The 19,555-nt window shown below is 29.5% G+C and carries 17 protein-coding genes, 5 tRNA genes, 1 rRNA gene and 1 other annotated feature; of the genes, 17 read left to right on the top strand and 6 right to left on the bottom strand.

Going from position 1 to position 19,555, the window contains the following annotated elements; genetic code table 11:
* The 13 genes from rrf to JOC70_RS18730 form a co-directional block, all read left to right on the top strand.
* Nucleotides 1–95: ribosomal RNA gene (gene rrf / locus JOC70_RS18670) — 5S ribosomal RNA — on the top strand; the annotation flags it as partial.
* 5 nt (nucleotides 96–100) lie between these two features.
* A tRNA-Ile gene (locus JOC70_RS18675) sits at nucleotides 101–177 on the top strand.
* 3 nt (nucleotides 178–180) lie between these two features.
* Nucleotides 181–256 (top strand) — tRNA-Ala (locus JOC70_RS18680).
* Nucleotides 257–387: 131 nt separating this feature from the next.
* Nucleotides 388–891 carry an HD domain-containing protein gene (locus tag JOC70_RS18685; RefSeq protein WP_204600378.1) on the top strand — a complete coding sequence of 168 codons (504 nt, stop codon included), beginning with the start codon at nucleotides 388–390 and terminating at the stop codon, nucleotides 889–891.
* Nucleotides 892–910: 19 nt separating this feature from the next.
* Nucleotides 911–1,426: a transcription repressor NadR gene (locus JOC70_RS18690; protein ID WP_204600379.1), complete on the top strand. Its 516-nt coding sequence runs from the start codon at nucleotides 911–913 to the stop codon at nucleotides 1,424–1,426.
* 16 nt (nucleotides 1,427–1,442) lie between these two features.
* The gene (locus JOC70_RS18695; protein WP_204600380.1) at nucleotides 1,443–2,609 is read left to right on the top strand and encodes a DUF362 domain-containing protein; all 1,167 of its coding nucleotides are present in this window, start codon (nucleotides 1,443–1,445) and stop codon (nucleotides 2,607–2,609) included.
* Between the two features lie 6 nt (nucleotides 2,610–2,615).
* Nucleotides 2,616–5,309, top strand: a complete 2,694-nt coding sequence (locus tag JOC70_RS18700; protein WP_204600381.1) for a UPF0182 family protein — start codon at nucleotides 2,616–2,618, stop codon at nucleotides 5,307–5,309.
* A gap of 61 nt (nucleotides 5,310–5,370) precedes the next feature.
* Nucleotides 5,371–6,756: an NAD(P)/FAD-dependent oxidoreductase gene (locus JOC70_RS18705; protein ID WP_204600382.1), complete on the top strand. Its 1,386-nt coding sequence runs from the start codon at nucleotides 5,371–5,373 to the stop codon at nucleotides 6,754–6,756.
* A 23-nt stretch (nucleotides 6,757–6,779) separates the two neighbouring features.
* On the top strand, nucleotides 6,780–7,139 hold the full coding sequence (locus JOC70_RS18710) for a DUF1667 domain-containing protein (protein WP_204600383.1): 360 nt from the start codon (nucleotides 6,780–6,782) through the stop codon (nucleotides 7,137–7,139).
* A 56-nt stretch (nucleotides 7,140–7,195) separates the two neighbouring features.
* Nucleotides 7,196–7,395, top strand: a binding site (T-box leader).
* A 76-nt stretch (nucleotides 7,396–7,471) separates the two neighbouring features.
* The gene (gene serS, locus JOC70_RS18715; protein WP_204600384.1) at nucleotides 7,472–8,752 is read left to right on the top strand and encodes a serine--tRNA ligase; all 1,281 of its coding nucleotides are present in this window, start codon (nucleotides 7,472–7,474) and stop codon (nucleotides 8,750–8,752) included.
* 125 nt (nucleotides 8,753–8,877) lie between these two features.
* Nucleotides 8,878–8,968, top strand: a tRNA-Ser gene (locus JOC70_RS18720).
* Nucleotides 8,969–8,999: 31 nt separating this feature from the next.
* A tRNA-Ser gene (locus JOC70_RS18725) sits at nucleotides 9,000–9,090 on the top strand.
* Between the two features lie 91 nt (nucleotides 9,091–9,181).
* Nucleotides 9,182–9,258 (top strand) — tRNA-Arg (locus tag JOC70_RS18730).
* A 134-nt stretch (nucleotides 9,259–9,392) separates the two neighbouring features.
* Here the strand turns inward: JOC70_RS18730 and JOC70_RS18735 are convergent.
* From JOC70_RS18735 to JOC70_RS18745, 3 genes are read right to left on the bottom strand one after another with little or no spacing between them, the layout of a single operon-like run.
* Nucleotides 9,393–10,622, bottom strand: coding sequence for a tyrosine-type recombinase/integrase (locus JOC70_RS18735; RefSeq protein ID WP_204600385.1), 1,230 nt, complete (start codon nucleotides 10,620–10,622; stop codon nucleotides 9,393–9,395).
* A 20-nt stretch (nucleotides 10,623–10,642) separates the two neighbouring features.
* On the bottom strand, nucleotides 10,643–10,831 hold the full coding sequence (locus JOC70_RS18740; protein ID WP_204600386.1) for a helix-turn-helix domain-containing protein: 189 nt from the start codon (nucleotides 10,829–10,831) through the stop codon (nucleotides 10,643–10,645).
* 4 nt (nucleotides 10,832–10,835) lie between these two features.
* On the bottom strand, nucleotides 10,836–11,018 hold the full coding sequence (locus tag JOC70_RS18745) for a hypothetical protein (RefSeq protein ID WP_204600387.1): 183 nt from the start codon (nucleotides 11,016–11,018) through the stop codon (nucleotides 10,836–10,838).
* A 221-nt stretch (nucleotides 11,019–11,239) separates the two neighbouring features.
* On the opposite strand from JOC70_RS18745, the gene JOC70_RS18750 reads away from it, so the two are divergent.
* Nucleotides 11,240–11,995, top strand: a complete 756-nt coding sequence (locus JOC70_RS18750; RefSeq protein ID WP_204600388.1) for a helix-turn-helix domain-containing protein — start codon at nucleotides 11,240–11,242, stop codon at nucleotides 11,993–11,995.
* An 83-nt stretch (nucleotides 11,996–12,078) separates the two neighbouring features.
* Here JOC70_RS18750 and radC read toward each other — a convergent pair whose 3' ends face one another.
* Nucleotides 12,079–12,696, bottom strand: a complete 618-nt coding sequence (gene radC, locus JOC70_RS18755; protein ID WP_204600389.1) for a RadC family protein — start codon at nucleotides 12,694–12,696, stop codon at nucleotides 12,079–12,081.
* A 31-nt stretch (nucleotides 12,697–12,727) separates the two neighbouring features.
* The gene (locus JOC70_RS18760; protein ID WP_204600390.1) at nucleotides 12,728–12,916 is read right to left on the bottom strand and encodes a hypothetical protein; all 189 of its coding nucleotides are present in this window, start codon (nucleotides 12,914–12,916) and stop codon (nucleotides 12,728–12,730) included.
* Between the two features lie 545 nt (nucleotides 12,917–13,461).
* Between JOC70_RS18760 and JOC70_RS18765 the strand changes: the two genes are divergently transcribed.
* Both JOC70_RS18765 and JOC70_RS18770 read left to right on the top strand, forming a co-directional pair.
* The gene (locus JOC70_RS18765; RefSeq protein WP_204600391.1) at nucleotides 13,462–14,511 is read left to right on the top strand and encodes a phage/plasmid replication domain-containing protein; all 1,050 of its coding nucleotides are present in this window, start codon (nucleotides 13,462–13,464) and stop codon (nucleotides 14,509–14,511) included.
* Between the two features lie 44 nt (nucleotides 14,512–14,555).
* Complete coding sequence (locus tag JOC70_RS18770) at nucleotides 14,556–15,272, top strand: hypothetical protein (protein WP_204600392.1); 717 nt, start codon at nucleotides 14,556–14,558, stop codon at nucleotides 15,270–15,272.
* Nucleotides 15,273–15,498: 226 nt separating this feature from the next.
* Here the strand turns inward: JOC70_RS18770 and JOC70_RS18775 are convergent, their stop codons facing one another.
* Complete coding sequence (locus JOC70_RS18775) at nucleotides 15,499–16,587, bottom strand: DNA sulfur modification protein DndB (RefSeq protein ID WP_204600393.1); 1,089 nt, start codon at nucleotides 16,585–16,587, stop codon at nucleotides 15,499–15,501.
* 333 nt (nucleotides 16,588–16,920) lie between these two features.
* On the opposite strand from JOC70_RS18775, the gene JOC70_RS18780 reads away from it, so the two are divergent.
* Nucleotides 16,921–19,314: a hypothetical protein gene (locus JOC70_RS18780; protein WP_204600394.1), complete on the top strand. Its 2,394-nt coding sequence runs from the start codon at nucleotides 16,921–16,923 to the stop codon at nucleotides 19,312–19,314.
* The last annotated feature ends 241 nt before the right edge of the window (nucleotides 19,315–19,555 follow it).

A 19,555-nucleotide genomic window follows, 5' to 3' on the forward strand; every position in this document is an offset into this window, starting at 1 on the left:
TAACACCCGTACCCATTCCGAACACGAAGGTTAAGCTTCAAAGCGCCAATGGTACTGCCGGGGAGGCCCGGTGGGAGAGTAGGTCGTTGCCAGGTGATAAGGATCTTTAGCTCAGTTGGTTAGAGCAACCGGCTCATAACCGGTTGGTCCGGGGTTCGAGTCCCTGAAGGTCCACCATATGGGGGATTAGCTCAGTTGGGAGAGCACCTGCCTTGCACGCAGGGGGTCAAGGGTTCGAATCCCTTATTCTCCACCACAAAATCCATGGAATTTCCATGGATTTTTTTTATTGTTTACAAATTATTAGTTCACTTTTTATGTAATATATATTAGAATTTAACTTAGATGCTGAATATAACTGAGCCTATAACAAAGGGAGAGGTTTAAATGAGTTCTCATAGAATTAAGCAGTTTTATTTATCTATTACAGATAAAATAAATGAGGAGGATAAAGCTTATATAAATAAGTATTTAAATAAGGAAGAATTAAGTTTGTTTTATAAATTATCTAGCTCAGAACAAAAGCATTCTGTTAGAGTAGCTTATGATGTAGAATATATGTGTAATAAGAAATCATTAGATATAAATGAAATACAAGTATTAATAAGAGCGGCATTACTACATGATATAGGCAAAATATACCCTAAGCTTAACTCTATTGATAAGTCTTTATTGGTTATACTTAATAAAATAACCAATGGAAGTCTAAAAAGGTTTAATAAATTAAAGAAGATAGATGTATATTATAATCATCCAGAAAAGGGATATAATTTATTGAAGAATAAAGGATATGATAGTGAATTTCTTTATTTAATAAAAAACCATCATAATGAAAATAATGAAAAGGATTTATATCTTGATATTTTAAAGTTTTGCGATGATAAAAATTAAATTATATGGAGGATTCATGATGAATTCTAATAATAGAAGAGAAGTTATAAAAAATATGTTGATCACATCAGAAGCTCCTTTAAAGGGGCAATATATTGCTGAAAAATTAGGAGTGACTCGTCAGATAATTGTAAAGGACATAGCTATATTAAGAGCAAAAGGCATAGAAATTATTGCTACACCAGATGGATATTTGATTAACAAGAAGATTAATGACTTAAAAGCTACAATTATTGCAGTTAATCATGAAGCTTCTGATATAGAAAATGAGCTTATAGCTGTTATAAAGTATGGTGGAATAATACAAGATGTAATAATAGAACATCAACTTTATGGAGAAATAAAGGCAATGCTGATGATAAAAAATTTATATGACTTAGATAATTTTATGAAAAAATTTATTGAATATAAGGCGGAACCATTATTAGTACTTACAAATGGTGTTCATTTACATACCATACTTACTGAAAACGAAGAACAATTAAATAATATTATTAATGAATTAAAAACAAAGGGATATTTATTGGAAGGATAAAAGGTGAAAATGTATTATGAGGAGAGTATCTTTATTAAAATGTGACAGTTATGATGTAGGATCATTGGAGAAAACCTTAAGAGAGGGATTTGATTTATTAGGAGGAGATGGATACTTAAAAAAGCTTATTCCTTACAATAGTAAAGTTTTATTAAAGCCAAATATGTTAAGTATAGAGAAGGCGGGCTCTCCTGTAATTACGCACTTTGCTGTATTTGAAGCTGTAATAAGAATTTTGAAGGATTATTCTAATGATATAAGTTTTGGAGATTCACCTGGATTTGGAGATTCTAAAAAGGCAGCAGAAAGGTCTGGAATGCTTGAAGTTGCAAAAAGATATAATGTAAAGTTTGAAGATTTTAAAGATGCTATACATGTAAAACATGATGACTCTATCCTGTGTAAGTCTTGGAATATATCAAAAGTAGCATATGAATCAGATGTGCTTATAACATTGCCTAAGCTTAAAACTCATGGAATGGCTTATTTTACTGGTGCAATAAAAAATCAATTTGGTTGCATTCCAGGTACTCAAAAGGCTACATGGCATACAAGAATGCCTGATGCAAATAATTTTTGTAAGATGCTATTAGATTTAAATAGCTTGCTTCGTACAGATTTTGCTATATTAGATGGAATAGTAGCTATGCAGGGAAATGGACCAAAGAACGGAGAACCATATAATTTAAATACTATTGTAATGGGGGAAAGTTTAACTGCAGTAGATTCTGTAGCAGTTAGACTTATAGGATATGATAATCCCTTGGATATTCCGGTGTTAAAGGAGGCATTTGATTATAAATGGGATGCAGTACTTCCTCAGGACATTAAAGTGTTAGGGGAAAGCATAGAAGACTTAAAGGTTAATGATTTTAATTTGTGTAGAAAGGGAGGTAACTTTTATTTTATAAACCCTACAGTAACAAATTTCTTAAGGCAAATGATAGCACCATATCCTTATTTAATATATGATAAATGTATAAGTTGCAGTAGATGTAAGGAGGTCTGTCCTGAGGACCCAAAGGTGATAGAGATGATATCAAAGGATAAAGAAAAATTAATACCAAGTTGGGAAATGAGCAGCTGTATAAGGTGCTTTTGTTGTCAAGAATTATGTCCAACAGGTGCTATTGAGTTAAAATACAATACCCTAGCTAAAATATTAAAAATGGATAGGAGGTAATTATAATTGAAAAAGGGAGCTATCATGACTTCAGTATTTATAGCTTTAGCGCTTATTATAACATTTGTTAGCAGCATAACAGAATTTATAATAAACATACAATGGTTCAAGGAACTAGGGTATTTGGCTATTTATTTTACTAAGCTCACAGCTACACTTAAAATATTTGTTCCTACGTTTATTGTAATTTTTTTAGGGATATGGTTTTATTATAAAAATTTAAAATTAAACCTGTTAAAAAACAGTAGTAATATAGAAAATACTAATAGTTATAAAACAGAAAAAAAGATTTTTGTTTTAATTAATATTATATTTTCAGGAATAATAGCCTATATATTTTCTGAAAGATATTGGTACTATATTTTACAATTTAGTAATTCTGTAAAGTTTAATATCAATGACCCTATATTTAATAAAGATATATCTTTTTATATATTTAAAATGCCTTTTTTACAATCAATTTATTCAGCGTTAATAACTCTTTTATTTATTTTAATTGTTATAACTTTAGTTTTTTATTTTATAACTGTTACCAATCAAAAAATCCAGTATGGAGGAATAAAGGGATTATTCAATAATAAGGAGAATATAAAAAAAGGAATTACCCTTTTTGCAGGTAAACAATTGGCAGTGTTGTCAGCATTAATTTTAATATCTATATCCATAGGTTTTTTATTAAAGTCTTGGAATTTGGTATATAGTGCAAGAGGAGTAGCATATGGTGCAAGTTATACAGATGTAAAGATAAGTGTTCTTTTTTATAAGTTAATAATTATAGTATCATTAATATCAGCTGTAGTTGTATTTGTATGTATACTAAAATCTAAATGGAAACCAATTATAATTTCTTTAGCTCTTATAGTATTCTTGGTAGTTGGAGAAGGCATTACAGTATATGTAACTGAAAATTTCATAGTTAAATCTAATCAAAAGACATTAGAGGAGCCATATATAAAGCATAATATAGAATATACTAGAAAGGCATTTAATGTAGATAATATAAAGGATATTCCATTTGAAGTGAAAAATAATCTTAACCCTGAAGATATAAAAAGTAACAAGGAGACTGTAGAAAATATAAGAATAAATGCCTTTGAGCCAGCTCTTGAATTTTATAATCAATATCAAACTATAAGACCATATTATACATTTAATGATATGGATATAGACAGATATAAAATTAACAATAAATATACTCAAGTATTTTTAGCTCCAAGGGAAATAAATCTTGAAAATATAGAGCCTAATACATGGCAAAATAGGCATTTAATTTATACTCATGGTTATGGAATATCTATGAGTAAAGTTAATTCAGTTACAAATGAGGGGCAACCTTCTTTTGTTATAAAAGATATACCATCTGTAAATGATACAGATATAAAGTTAGATAATCCTCGTATTTATTTTGGAGAGAAAACTAATGATTATGTAATAGTTGATACAAAGCTTAAGGAATTTGACTATCCACAAGGAAGCTCTAATAAAATAAGTGAATATAAGGGTAATTCTGGCATAAAAATGACCTTTGCGAATAGAGTACTCTTTGCTTTAAATAAGAGGAACATTAATTTTTTAACATCCAGAGACATAACAAGTGATAGTAAAATACTAATGAATAGAAATATAGTAGAGAGATTAAATAAGATAGCACCATTTTTAACATATGATAAGGATCCCTATGTTGTTATAAATGATGGCAAGTTATATTGGATTATAGATGCATATACCACAAGTAATAGATATCCTTATTCACAGCCTTACAATAATGTTAACTATATAAGAAGTTCCATTAAAGTAATAGTAGATGCATATGAGGGAGATGTAAGTTTTTATATAGTAGATAAGGAAGATCCAATAGCATTAAGTTATTCTAAAATATTTCCTGGGCTATTTAAGGATAGCTCCACTATTCCAGTTAACTTAAAAGAGCATTTTAAGTACCCAGAGGATATATTTAGGATTCAATCTAAGGTTTTGGAGAAGTACCATATGACAGATACAATGGCATTCTTAAACGGGGATGACCTATGGGAAGTATCAAAAAATGAAAAGACACTACAAAATGAAAAGTCTGTAGATGAATCACCTTATGTGGTTATGAAGCTCCAAGGTGAGCAAAAGGAAGAGATGATGATTATGGAGTACTTTAATATGAAAAGTAGAAACACCATGTCATCTATGCTAGGGGCTAGAATGGATAACGGAAATTTAGGAGAACTTATCATGTATCGTTTTCCTTCAAATAAGACAATATACAGTCCATACTTCTTTAAACAAAAATTAAAACAGGACCCTGTAATATCAAAAGAATTATCATTATGGGGAAGTGGTGGATCAGAGGTTATATTTGGGGATACTATAATAGTTCCTATAAATAATTCCTTAATTTATATAGAATCTTTATACTTGAGGGCAAGTGGTAAGAATAGCGCACCTGAAGTAAAAAGAATTATATTATCTTATGGAGATAAAGTAGTTATTGCTGAAAATATTGAGTCTGGAATTAAACAACTATTTAATTTTAAGGAAGAAGACTCTAGTGTTAATATGCCATCTGATAATAAAAGCAATAATAATGAGCTTTTAGATAGTGCTAAAGATCTTTACAATAAGGCAATTGAATCTCAGAGAAATGGTGATTGGGCTAAGTATGGAGAATATATAAATCAGTTAGGAAAATTGTTAAATGATATGAAATAATAAGTATGTGAAAAGGTAAGTATTTTACGTACTTATCTTTTTACAGAAAGGAGTATACATAATGGATTATGATGTACTTATATTAGGTGGAGGTATTATAGGGTGCGCTGTTGCATATGAACTTTCTAAATACACATTAAATATAGCTGTGATAGAAAAGGATTATGATATAGCAGATGATGTAGCACTTGTAAATGCAGCAGTTATATATGATGGATTAGAGTGTAATGATGAGCTTATGTCAAAGCTTGAAATACTTGGAAACTCCATGTATGATGAACTATGTTCTAAAATAGATGTACCATTCAAAAGATGTGGAACATTTATAATTGCAGAAAATGAAGAAAGTGAAAATAAATTATTGAATATATATAAAAGAGCTTGTGACAGAGGGATAAATAATATATCCTTGCTTAGTAAAGATGAAGTATATGATATAGAGCCAAATTTAAAACTAAATGTTGATAAGGCCATTTACTCTAGGAATACAGGTGTAGTATGTCCTTATGATCTTGCTTTAGCTTATGGAGAAATTGCCTTTGACAATGGAACTAATTTTAGATTAGAAGAAGAGGTCTTGGATATACAAAAGATTAATAAGGGATTTAGAGTAATAACCAATAAGAATAAATTCACATGTAAAATGGTTATAAATACGACACCAGCTCAGCATTATAGCATAGATTCCAATATAGAGTATACTTATAAAAATAAGAAGAATTTAAGTTGTTTTTTATTTGAAAAGGATTTAAATTATAATTTTAATAATATAATTTCTACGCTTACAGTGGATGGAGAACAGTCATTTGTAGTTCCTACGGTACAAGGAAATACAGTACTTGCTTTAAGTTCTAATAATATTTTAAGATATAATGAAACTTTAAAGAAAAGTTCAAAAGTAATAAATAAAGTAGATGAAAATAAGATAGATACTTTTTATCAATGGCCAGTTTATAAAGATACTATAATAATAGATGAAAGTTTAGTAGATAAGGGGTATATAAAGGTTGTAGGAAAGCATTATGGTCAAATTACCATGACTCCATCTATAGGAAAATTAGTATGTGAAACTGTAATAAATAATATAAACTGTAAGCTAAAAAGAGAGTTTATTAATAAAAGAAGAGAAGTGTATAGATTTAATAATTTAAGCAATGAAGAAAGAAATAAATTGATAAAAATGAATAAGTCTTATGGCAATGTAATATGTTATTGTCAAAATATAACTGAAGGTGAAATAATTGATGCCATAAGAAGGCCATTGGGTGCCAGGACTATAGAGGGGATTAAAAGAAGAACAGGAGCTACTTTTGGCACCTGTAAGGGAGCAGAATGTTTTAGTAAAATAGTTACAATACTTGCAAGAGAAACAGGGAAAAAACTTACGGAGATAGTTAAGGATTCTAAAAACTCTAGAGTTATTATGAGTAGAATTAAAGAGTTTTAAAATCGCTAGGGGGAATTTTATAAGTGTTGAATGAATTTATATGTAAAAGTTGCAATGAATATTGTTGCATAAATATAGATAAAAACGGAAAACATATAGAACTAAAGGGAAATTTATGTGATAAAGCTTTTGATTATGTTGAAGATAGAATAAAAAGTAAAAAGGATGTTTTTACGTCCTTAGTTAGAATAAAAGGGGCTTGTTGTAATGTTGTACCTGTTAAAAGCAATAAGGCATTGGATAAAGGTTTATGGCTTGAATGTTCTAAGGCTTTAAGTATGCTGCATGTAGGGGCACCTATAAAAGCTGGTGATATTGTATGCCACAATTTATTAAATACTGGAATAGATATAATATGTACTAAAAGCATTTCCAAAGAATAAAAAAGTTGACATTGAAAAATATTCTATATATAATTAGAGTTAATTTAATTATTGTATGGAAACCTATGAAAAGGCTAGTAGCAAAATATAAGTTAAAGAGAGTCAGTGGTAGGTGTAAACTGATACTTTATACTTTGTGAATCCACCTTGGAGGGACTGTGATAAAGCAGTACGGTAATAAACCGTTATATTTCAGAAAGAGGATTAGATTAATCTAATCAATTAGGGTGGCAACGCGGAGTCTTTCGTCCCTTTTTTAGGGAGGAGGACTTTTTTTATTTGCTTTAAATATGAAAATTTTAAAATATATATAAAATTTAGGAGGTACTAATATGTTAGATTTAAAAAGAATAAGAAACAATCCAGAGGAAATTAAAAGTGCTCTAGCAAATAGAGGAGAGGACTTTGACGTAACGACTATTGATAGAATAGTAGAATTAGATGAAAGAAGAAGACAAATATTGGTAGAAGTTGAAAATTTAAAAAACACTAGAAATCAGGAATCTGCTAAAGTTCCTAAACTTAAAAAAGAGGGAAAAGATGTAGCAGAAATTATGGCAGAAATGAAAAAGCTAGGAGAGGAAATAAAGGGCCATGATGAAGAACTTTCAAAGATAGATGAAGAATTAGAATATATAATGCTTAGAATACCTAATATACCAAATCCAGCGGTTCCAGATGGAAAGTCAGATGAAGATAATATCGAAATAAGAAGATGGGGAGAGCCAGCTAAATTTGATTTTGAAACTAAAGCTCATTGGGACCTAGGAGTAAATCTTAATCTTTTGGATTTTGAAAGAGCAGGAAAAGTAACTGGTTCAAGATTTACATTTTATAAAGGAGTAGGAGCAAGACTTGAAAGAGCAGTTATAAGTTATTTTCTAGATATGCATGTAGATAATCATGGATATACAGAAATATTACCTCCGTATATGGTAAATAGAAAAAGCATGATTGGTACAGGACAACTTCCTAAATTTGAAGAAGATGCATTTAAGGTATCAAATGATGATTATTTCTTAATACCAACAGCAGAGGTTCCTGTTACAAACTTATATAGAGATGAAATATTAAGTGGAGAAGAATTACCTATAAGACATGTAGCATATAGTGCTTGTTTTAGATCAGAGGCAGGGTCAGCAGGAAGGGATACAAGAGGACTTGTAAGACAGCATCAATTTAATAAAGTGGAACTTGTTAAATTTACAAAGCCAGAAAACTCTTATGAAGAGCTTGAAAAGTTAACTAATGATGCAGAAGAAGTTCTACAGGGACTTGGAATACCTTATAGAGTGGTTAGAATATGTAAAGGTGATTTAGGATTTACTGCTGCTTTAAAATATGATATAGAAGTATGGATGCCAAGTTATAATAGATATGTAGAAATATCAAGCTGTAGTAATTTTGAAGATTTCCAAGCTAGACGTGCCAATATAAAATATAAGGAAACTCCAAAGGATAAACCACAGTTCGTTCATACTTTAAATGGTTCTGGCGTGGCTGTAGGAAGAACTGTAGCAGCTATTTTAGAAAACTTCCAAAGAGAAGATGGAAGCGTTGTTGTTCCAGAAGTATTAAGACCTTATCTAGGTGGAAGAGAAGTTATAAAATAATTAAGTTTGAGATATTCGAGGGCAAGTCCTTCAATATCTCTTTATTTGATAAAATTTTTATAAAAAAATTTAAAAAAGTTGTTGACACTTAGTTATATTGCTGATATAATTTATTTTGTCAGCACGGAAAGATGGTCGAGTTGGTTTAAGGCACCGGTCTTGAAAACCGGCGTACGGGTGACCGTACCCAGGGTTCGAATCCCTGTCTTTCCGCCATTTTTAATTTAATTTTAAATTTGTAGGACATGGAGAAATACTCAAGTGGCCGAAGAGGCGCCCCTGCTAAGGGCGTAGGTCGGGTAACCGGCGCGAGGGTTCAAATCCCTCTTTCTCCGCCATAAAGCATCTAGTAATCTAGATGCTTTGTTATTTTTTAAATTTATATTTGATTTTTATGATCATTTGTGTTAATATAATTATAATAATTATGCGGTGGTAGCTCAGTTGGATAGAGTAGCTGGCTACGAACCAGTTGGTCGGGGGTTCGAATCCTCTCCGCCGCACCATAGAAACCCTAGAAGTTATAAAGCTTCTAGGGTTTTCTTTTATAACTAATTTTATATGTTACAAGATAATACGGTTATATTTACGGCAGTTAGGCAAGAAATATAAAAACTTGGATATCTAATCCAAGTTTCTTCTAGGTGTAAAGTGAGCAACTTTCTTTAATTATATTGGTATCTATAGAGGCGAACAGATGATCAATCTTTTGTGCAGCGTTATGCTTAATCTCAGGTAAAACATGTGAATATGTATCAAGAGTAATGCTTATATTAGAGTGTCCTAAAATTTCTTGTACAACTTTTGGATGTTCATTTAACTCAAGGAGTCTTGTTGCAAAAGTATGCCTTAGGATATGAAGATTTATTTTTTTTAGTCCAGCATTCTTAAGTATATTTTTAAATTTTCTGTCAAAGTTTTTAGGATCTATAGGAGTACCACTTTGTGAGCAAAATATAAGATTTTCTTTATTAAAGTCTGTTCCAAATCTTAAAATCTCTTCAACTTGATTTTTTCTATGCTGTCTTAATAATGATACAACATTCTGAGGGAGAGGAATGATTCTCTTTCCAGCTTTAGTTTTTGGTTCTCCAAAAACTAATTTGGATTTAGTGGGGAGACTTTCATCAAAAGTTTTAACTCTTCCTAATGATTGTTTCACATTAAGTATACTTTTATCTAAATCTAAGTCTTGCCATCTTAAAGCTAATAATTCACCAACGCGTAACCCTGTAGCAAGCGAAACTATAAATGCAATGCCAAGTCTATCCTTTGATGCTGCTTTTAAAAATATAAGCTCATCCTCTTTAGTTAGAACTTCAATTTCTTTATGTTCTCTTGCAGGTAATTCTGTAGCTTTAGTTGCATTAAATATTATCTTTCTAGTTTCTACTGCCTTTTCTAAAGCACAGTGTAAGAGATTATGGATGTTTCTTACTGTCTTTTGAGAAAGGCCGCCTTTACCATCATAGCGGCCTTTGGATAATAACATATCGTAAAAATCTTGTACTGCTTCAGTTGATAGCTTATCAAGTTGTATATTGCCAAGGTGTGGGTTTATATGAATACGTATTAAATACTCATAGTTTTCAAAGGTTCGTTTCCTTCTTTTATCCTTCTTGTATTTTGTAAGCCATATTCCAAGCCACTCCTTAAGAGTTAGAGTTATAGGTTCTGATAAGATACCATTGTCCAATTTTTCTTTGGCAAGTTTAAGCTTTTCTTTGACTTCCTTTTGTGTTTTTCCATAAAACGATTTTCTTATTAATCTTCCATTTAAGGGATTCTTGCCTATAGTTAATTCAGCACACCACCCTCCATTTTTACGTTTATAAATAGTACCTTCTCCATTTGATCTAACTTTTGACATTGTATTTACCTCCTTATAATTTAACTTAAAGTATTTTCTTCTATCCATGCAATAAGCTTGGCCTTATATATTCTTATAGTTTTTCCTATTCTAAAGCTTGGAAAACCTTTAGTATTTACTAGCTGATAAGCTTTAGGTCTGGAAATGCTTAGAAAGTTTGCAACCTCCATTACAGATAATATTTCTTTTGATAATAAATTTTGTTCCATTAATTTACCTCTCTTTCTTTTTTCTCAGCATAGGATCATTATTTAAAATATATTGGAAAGCTTCTTCTGATGTTTTAAATGACATAAAATCTGTTACACTTTCTCCTTTAGAGTCTTTGTAGTATAAATTAAGATCATAAAATACAATTCCTTCCTCATTAGTTCTTGGTCTAAGCCAACATCCCATAAAAAGACCTCCTATGAAATTAAATTCATTACATATATGAAATAAAATCGAGAGTGAATTCATTCCATTAATGTAATGATTATATAATAAACCAGTTTACATACATTGTCAATAAAATATTTCATATTTGTAATGAAATTATTGTTTTTTACAAAAGATAATTTACATAAGTGTAATATATGATATACTATATTTAGTAATTACTGAATGGAGTTGAGTTAATGAGGAGCTTAGGAATAAAAGAAATTAGGAAGGCATTGGGCATGACTGCAGAACAGTTAGGAAAAGAAGTGGGTATAAGTGCATCATATATATTGAGAATTGAAAGTGGAAATGTGCAAAATCCATCTTTTGCTACTATATCTAAGTTAGCGGAAGTTATTGCAAGCACAGAGGATGTAAAGAATGGTAAGGTTAATTTAAATGAGTTTGATAGTGATTTTGGGAAACTAGTATTAAGCTTTAGATATAGTGAAATAAAGGATGCTTACGATTTCGTTAGAAATAATAATAATATTGAAGAATATTCACAAATGGTTAAATATCTATCTGAAGATGATATGAATACAATTACTAGTCTTATTGAATATAGAAAAGTACAGCATGGATTTATTGAAGCAAGAAAAAAGCTAAAGAATGCTATAATAAGGTACAGTAAAAATAAAAATTATGAAGAAGCTGTATGTAATATAAATTTTAAATTACTATTAGATGAATCATTAGACTTGGATTATGAAATACAAGAATTGTTACTAAATGAAGGTAAGTTGAATATAGATTTATGCTCAAAAATTTTATTATCAATGAGTGAAGATATAGAGCATTACGGTATAGATAACTTTGAGAAGTATGATAATCAATATAGTAAAGATGATTTAGTTATTGATGAAAAAGACGATAAAGAGTATGAGTACGATGAGAGCAAAATAGAAGAGGAAGAAAATCTCCATAGCCCCCGAAGGGGCAAAATGATATAATTTAGGTTAAGACGGGCTTGGCATAACTCCCCTAATATAATAAAAATAAAACTCCTATAATTCTATACAAGAATTTATAGGAGTTAAATCAATTCTCTTTCCTTTAAACTTATATACTTACCATCACCTATTATTAAATGATCTAAGAGGTCAATACCTAAAAGCTTTCCACATTCTTTTAGTCTTTTAGTTATATTTATATCTTCTTGGCTTGGATTAGGATCACCTGACGGATGGTTATGGCAAACTATAATAAATGCAGCACTCTTTCTTATAGCCTGGAGGAATACCTCCCTAGGGTGTACAATTGATGAATTTAGGGAACCCATCGATACCGTTATTACATCGATTACTATATTTTTAGTGTTTAGTAGGACAACTTTTAATATTTCTTGTTTTAAGTATCTTAATTCAGCCATTACTAGGTTAGCGCAGTCAAGAGGTTGAGAAATTTTATACGTATTGTTAGTGTAAGCTTCATTGTAGAGTCTTTTTATTAATTCACTAATAGCTCTTATTTGTTGCGCTTTCTTCTCTCCAATTCCCTTAATGGATTTGAGTTCTGATTCATCAGCATCTAATAATAATGCAGGAAGTGAAGGAAATTTTTTAAGTAAGTCATCTATAGTACTTTCAGTACTACGTTCCATTACCATTAATTTCAAAAGTTCTCTGTTTGATAGATTTTCATAGTTACACATAGTATAATCTCCTTTCAAAATCGTATTTGCTTTATAGGTTTGTGCAGTAACGATATATGCAGTTCTCAGTACAAAATTCACACAAGTAGAACTGTCCACATTCAGAGCCGAGTGCATATCCATCTTGAGATACTGTATAGATACACGTTTCAAGAAAATAGGAACAACTGCAACATGCAAATAACGGAGTTGTTCCAGCGTATTTACACTTTGTATACATTTACTTTACCTCCTTAACAATAATTCAATAGTTTAGCATCATGTTCAGTACAAGCTAAATGGCATGGCACCCCCTAAAATTTTTATGGTGGTCAATTTAATAAACCACTAGGTAGTCTTAGGAAAATTTTCAAGTTTTAATTTTGTATATAGATTTTAGATAAAACAATGGGTTTATTAAGAAAATTTACAGAAAAATAAGCTGTTTCACAAAAACGGAGAAAAATATAAAATATTGATTACTTCTTTAAAAAGTTGATATTTAAAAGCATTGTATTTCAGGCAATAGAAGATAATAAAGAAAAGTATATATAAATTAAGATTTAAATTTATGTGTAATTATAGAAAAGGTGCAGTAATTATACTCTTTCATGGTATAAAATAATTTTTTTATGCATGTGTACATAGCTAGTTATATAGAGTAGAATAATAAATAAGTATAGCAACAAGCGGTTTTCAGCTTGTATGGATGTCAATGTAAGGGTTGATAATGCTAGTGTTTAACTATGCTTGTGTTTTAACGATAATATTAAATTGGAGGCAAATATGATACATACTTTATCTGTTTCAATGAATTTCTCAAGGCATCATTATGAGGAGTTAGCTGATTTATTGGGTATAGATGAGAATACCTCTACTGTAACTAAGGACTATAGCAGTATAGGTTTTAGAGAAATAAGGCTTTTAAAGACAATAAATCAGAAGATACACTATTACGGAATAGAGATTAAGCTTAATCCTAAGGTACTAATAACGGGAAGAGAAGACATTGGAATAATAAGCGAGAAAGATATTAATTTATTATGTGAGAAGTTCAATAATAAGATGAAAAATGATATAGCTCCAGGAATGGATTTGCTAGAGTTTAATAATTGGACCTGCAAAAGAATAGATTATACTACAGATATAAAAGTTAATGATGTAAAAAGTTATATAAGATTATTCAAGAAAGGGGATAAGCCTTCTAGCTTTAAAATTGATCTTAAGGAAGCAGGAAGTTTATATTTAAAGTCTAACTCTGTAATAATAAATTTCTATGATAAAGAGGATGAGCAATTAAAGAAAGTATTAAGAAAGGACGAGAACTTGAGTGATAGTAGAAAAGAAGCTATTAAGGATATACTAAGGCTTGAGGTTCAATGTCTTCCTTCTAAAGTTAATAGCATTAAAAGAAAGAAAAAGTTTAAAAGCAAAAGTGTTATTAAATTTTTATCTAAGGATATTTCAGAAGGTATTATACTATCCTATTATGATGCTACTGTTGGGATAGGAGACTACTATACATTAGAAGAAGCTAAGAAAATTATATTTAAATGCAATTATACAGAGAGATTAAAGAATTCCTTAATTAGTGCTATGCAGCTTGTAGCACAGTCAAGAAGTATTTGGAGAGCAAGGGAACAGTTTGTAAAAGGTGTAATTATTAAGAATACTAATCCATATGTAAAACTAAAAGGTACAAAAGCTACATTTAATAATTATATTAAACTGTTAAGTAATCTAGGCATTAATGCAGTTGCAATTCCACGTGAGTGGGGGATTAATTATATGCCAAACATTAGAAAATATATATTGAATAAATTTATTAATGATTAATTTGATATATAGTAAAATTAACAGAAAGAAGGATATATATAATTATGAATTACAAGCAAAATACTCGATGGTGGGAGTTTTATTTAGTTAGATATTTTGTTGGAACTATTATTGGTACGCTAATAGTATTAACATTAGTTTATCATCCAGCTTCTGGTATACACAAATTGATAGTTAGTAGTAAAGAGTTTGAAGTGAGGATTGATACAAGCTACTTATTACTATATGGTCTAATTGGACTAGCTTATTGCTATTTTGCAAGCTCACCAGTATTGGTATTACATACATATAGAGCAAGTATATTTGAAAAAAACACAATAAATAAATATAATATCGGTGGTTTAGTTTTTAGCATTATCTCGTTACTAGTTATATACATGTTTTTTTATAATTATTTTTCTTTTAGTTTATTAATAATTATATTTGCAACTCAAATACTTCTTATTTGGAGATCCATAAAAGATGAATTAATTTATAAATATTATGAGGAACTATGTAATAAAAGAGGTGAACCATTAAATACTGAAGGAGAAGATAAAAGACATACAAGTTCTATTGAATTTATTGAATCATATAGACATTTAAGAGAGCATGGTAATGCATTTTTAATTTTATTTTTTGAACTATTATTAGGAATAATTATTTTCAACACTAGTACTTATTCTAAGATTTTATGGGTACTTATAATTTGGTTAACACCAGCACTTACAGTTTGGTTTATAGGCTCATATTTAGAAAGTAAGTTTAAAGATGAATTTTAATGTAAGTAAAATAGCTAGAGATACTTTTCTCTAGCTATTTTACTTAGGTATATTAATCAAATAATAATTGAAGATGGAACATAAAATAAATAAGGATATAATTACACAGCATTAAGATTGAGCGGCTAAAGATATTACAAATATAAGTGCAAAATTATAAAGAATATAATAATATTCAATGAAAATCTATATAAAACTATACTTAATATATAAGTATCATTATTTATTATACAGGACGATTAAATTCTTTTAAAACTTTAGCAACACCATTAATTCCAGCAGATGTACCTGTAAACACAAACTTTTTCTTTGATTCAATATAACTTCCACCAGCATTTTGCCATATAGAATTTTCATGCTTCCAATCTATATTTTTTAATCCTCTTATATAACTCTTCCAATCTATAATATCAGCATCATTAATTATATCATAAATATACTTTCCTATTCCTTGCAATGTAGCCGCTGTTCCTATTATATATTTATCCCTGTTAGTACAGTCTTCAGGTAAAGAACCGAATAATTCATCAAAAATATCATTAGCGCTGTTAAGATAATCATCGAAATTATCCATATTTAAGGTTTCAAATTTATCTTTTTCTGAGCCGCTAATTATATATGAAATCATATTTCTTAAAGTAGATAATACCATTAATTCACTACTACTGCTCTTTAACTGAGTCTTTTCTGTCTCAACACCATATAATTGTAAGAAATCATTAGTCTTAGATATCTTTTTTGCAAGTCTATTATATAAATCAGTTGAGTCAAATCTAAGAGCAATAGATTTATTTGGCTTGGCCGCTAAAAGGTTTAGATCGTGGAATAGCTGTTGTTCCCCAATTTCGTCTATACCTGAGAAAATTACAACTGGAATAGTCATATTTGATATGTAATCATACTTTTCTTTAGCATACTTCTTTTCAGATTCAGTTAATGCTTTTTCTAAGTCTTTTCTTGATGTTTCAAGCGCTAATTTTATACCTTCAGCACGATGTTGCCCATCATTAATACTAAAAACAGTATTAATATCTATTCCAATTAAGTTTTTTTCATCGTTATATTCAATATCCCCTTTACAGGTTACTGTAATTGCACTTAAAAAACATAGTTTTTTTGATTCTGCACCCTTAATAATATAATTAGCTATTGATTTAACACGACTTTTATTGACCTTTCTCTGAACATTAGGGAATACCTTGAAAAACTTATCTAAAGTATTAAATGGTATCATTGTTGTATATATAGGAAGTCCAAATTGATTGCCAGCCGCTCCTTGGAAATTTACTAATATCTTATTATTTTCAAATGACATTCTATCACCTCTATTATATTTATATAGTTATATTAGCACCTCATGAATGAAAATGCAATTAAAAACCATAATTAAGTGTAAAAATTATAAAAAAATGAATTTAAGATTAAAAAGCGTATGAATAAAAATGAAAATAACTCAGCGGCTACAAATTGTATAATTAGAAATCTTTAGGAATATTGAGGAAAACATAGATAATTTATTATAAATATAATTGAGCGGCTGTTAGTTAATTTGGATATAAATATATAAAGTGGTATAGTCTACATATGAGATAAAGTTTAAATGAAAATAAATATAGTTTTATATGAAAATAAATATGGGGGGAATATTATGAATAAAATGAGTAATGAACAAATTATAGAAATGTGTCAAAGATTAAAGGTAGCGGATACGCAAGAGGAAGTTATTAAAATACTAAATGAGTATAATCTATGGGATAATGATAAAGCATGGAGATATTATGGTGATATAGAAAACAATTATAGCAGTATTGGAAACCAGCAAAGTGAACCAGACGCGGCAATTATTGAAAAAATAGTTAATTCTTTTGATGCTATATTACTAAATGTTTGTAGGGAACATGGCATTAATCCAGAAACTGTTAACGATCCAAAATTTGCAGCAAAGTTAATAATTAAATATATTTTAAAGAAGCAGGATGGTAATTTTAACTCAGATTATTTGCAAACTTTAAATAGGGAAGAACTAGAAATCTTATCGCAAAAAGTTGCTGTAGTTGTTACAGGGTTAAAAAGTCCTAACAACCCGTCCATTACAATTGCAGATATGGGGGAAGGCCAAACTCCTGATGAGGTTTCAAACACAATTTTATCTTTATCAAAGAGTAATAAAATTAAGATATGTTTTGTACAAGGAAAGTTTAACATGGGTGGAAGTGGAGCGTTAAAGTTTTGTGGAAAAGATGGCATACAGTTAGTTATTACTAGAAGAAACCCAAGTTTATTAGATGATAAGTCTACTGAGAGAGATAAAATGTGGAGTTTAACAGTAATTAGAAAAGTACCACCAAGTGGTAATATGAGAAGTTCTGTTTATAAATATTTAGCCCCAATTGGATGTGATATAAGACCCAATAGAGGTGACATTCTTGCATTTAGTGCAGATACATTTGGTATCATGCCAAGTAATAAGGAGGCTTATGGAAGAGAAGTAGAGTATGGTACTTTAGTAAAATTGTATGAGTATAGTATTGGGGGTTATAAAACTAGTGCAATTATAGATAATGGTATAGGACCTAGAATTAGAATGTTGCTTCCTAATATGATAGTTCCAATTCGTATATGTGAATTTAGAAAATTTAATTCTACAGGTAGTAAAAATGTATATTATTCAGGAATTTCTGAGTATCTTAGAAACAGAACTGAAGTATTGGAAGAAAATTTTCCAAGTCATGGTGAAATGATAATACAAGGTGAAAAAATAAGATATACTATTTATGCTTTTTTACAAGATAAAATGAAGAAGGCTTTGAGAAATATTGGAGTGCTATATACGCTAAATGGACAAACGCAAGGAAAAATTGAAAATAGGTTATTTAGTAGAGATAAAGTTAAACTTGACACCATTAAAGATGATATTCTTGTAATAATGGATTGTTCTGAGGTAACAAATGAAGGGTTAGAACAGATTTTTATGAATAGTAGAGATAGGTTTGTAGAATCAAAACTTAAGAAGGAAATAGAAAAACAACTTGAAGACATATTGGCTAATCATACAGGTCTTAGGGAGCTTAATAAGAAAAGAAAAAATGAGTTAGTGAAAGAAAAGCTTGAAAATAATAAACCTTTAGTGGATGCGTTAAGTAAGTTAGTAAAGTCAGATCCAGTATTAAAGTCACTTTTCAATGCTGGGACTGAGATAGAAAGTGAATCAAAAGAAGATAATAAAGGTAATGATGATTTTATTGGTGTTGAAAACCCAACATATTTTAAACTTAAAGGATTAGAATATGGAGATATATATAAGAAAAGGTGTCCTCTAAATATGGGACTTCGTGTATCTTTAGAAACAAATGCACGTAATGATTATTTTACTCGAGCTGAAGTACAAGGTGAAAGCAACTTATATATAGTTGAGAATGGGAAATTTGTTAAATATGACAATTATAGCTTAAATTTATTTAATGGAATAGCAACATTAAATATTAAGCTTCCTAAAAACTCCAAAGTAAATAATTGCTTTAGGTTTGTATTAAATGTTACAGATGACCTTAGGGAAGAAGCTTTTAAAAACGAGTTGAATATAGAAGTAATAAAAGAAAAGAAAAGGGGTCCAGTAATCATACCTACATCAAGGGAAAAAAAGAGTCATGTTAATAAAGGTTTAAGCTTGCCGAATATGATTAAAGTAGAAAAAGAAGAATGGTATAAGCATAATTTTAATGAAAAATCAGCATTGAGGATATTAGGTCCAGATGGTGATGGATATACATTCTTTATTAATATGGATAATAAGTATTTGGTAAATGAATGCAAAAACTTTAACTATGATCCAGAAATAATAAAGTCCCAATTTGCATATGGATTAACTTTACTGGGAATAGCAGTGTTAAGCTTAAAGAATAACGAAGAAAGTTATAATAAGTTTAATGAGGAAATTCGTGGTGACTTCAATAATTATGTTTCATTAATATGCGAATCATGGGCTCCATTTGTGATTCCAATGTTGAGATTTTTAATAAAAGTAGAACAAGTTGCAGCCTAAGGTACGTAGAATAATTTAAGGCTTATAATAATGTAGATAAATTGCTCCTCTAAAATGCTATAAGTAATTACTAATGCACAATTTAGCATAATAGTGATTGATTGCTTTTATTGATATAAAAGATTAGATATTATTTAGTTATTACGGCAATTGATACAGCAATGCGCCAATAACAAAATATAATGGAGTATGACATAATAACATAAGGACCTGAAAGTTTGGTAATTGGTAGTATTTATTA

Origin of the sequence: Clostridium pascui, from assembly GCF_016908015.1 — a bacterium.
GTDB classification, from domain to species: Bacteria; Bacillota; Clostridia; order Clostridiales; family Clostridiaceae; genus Clostridium_AK; species Clostridium_AK pascui.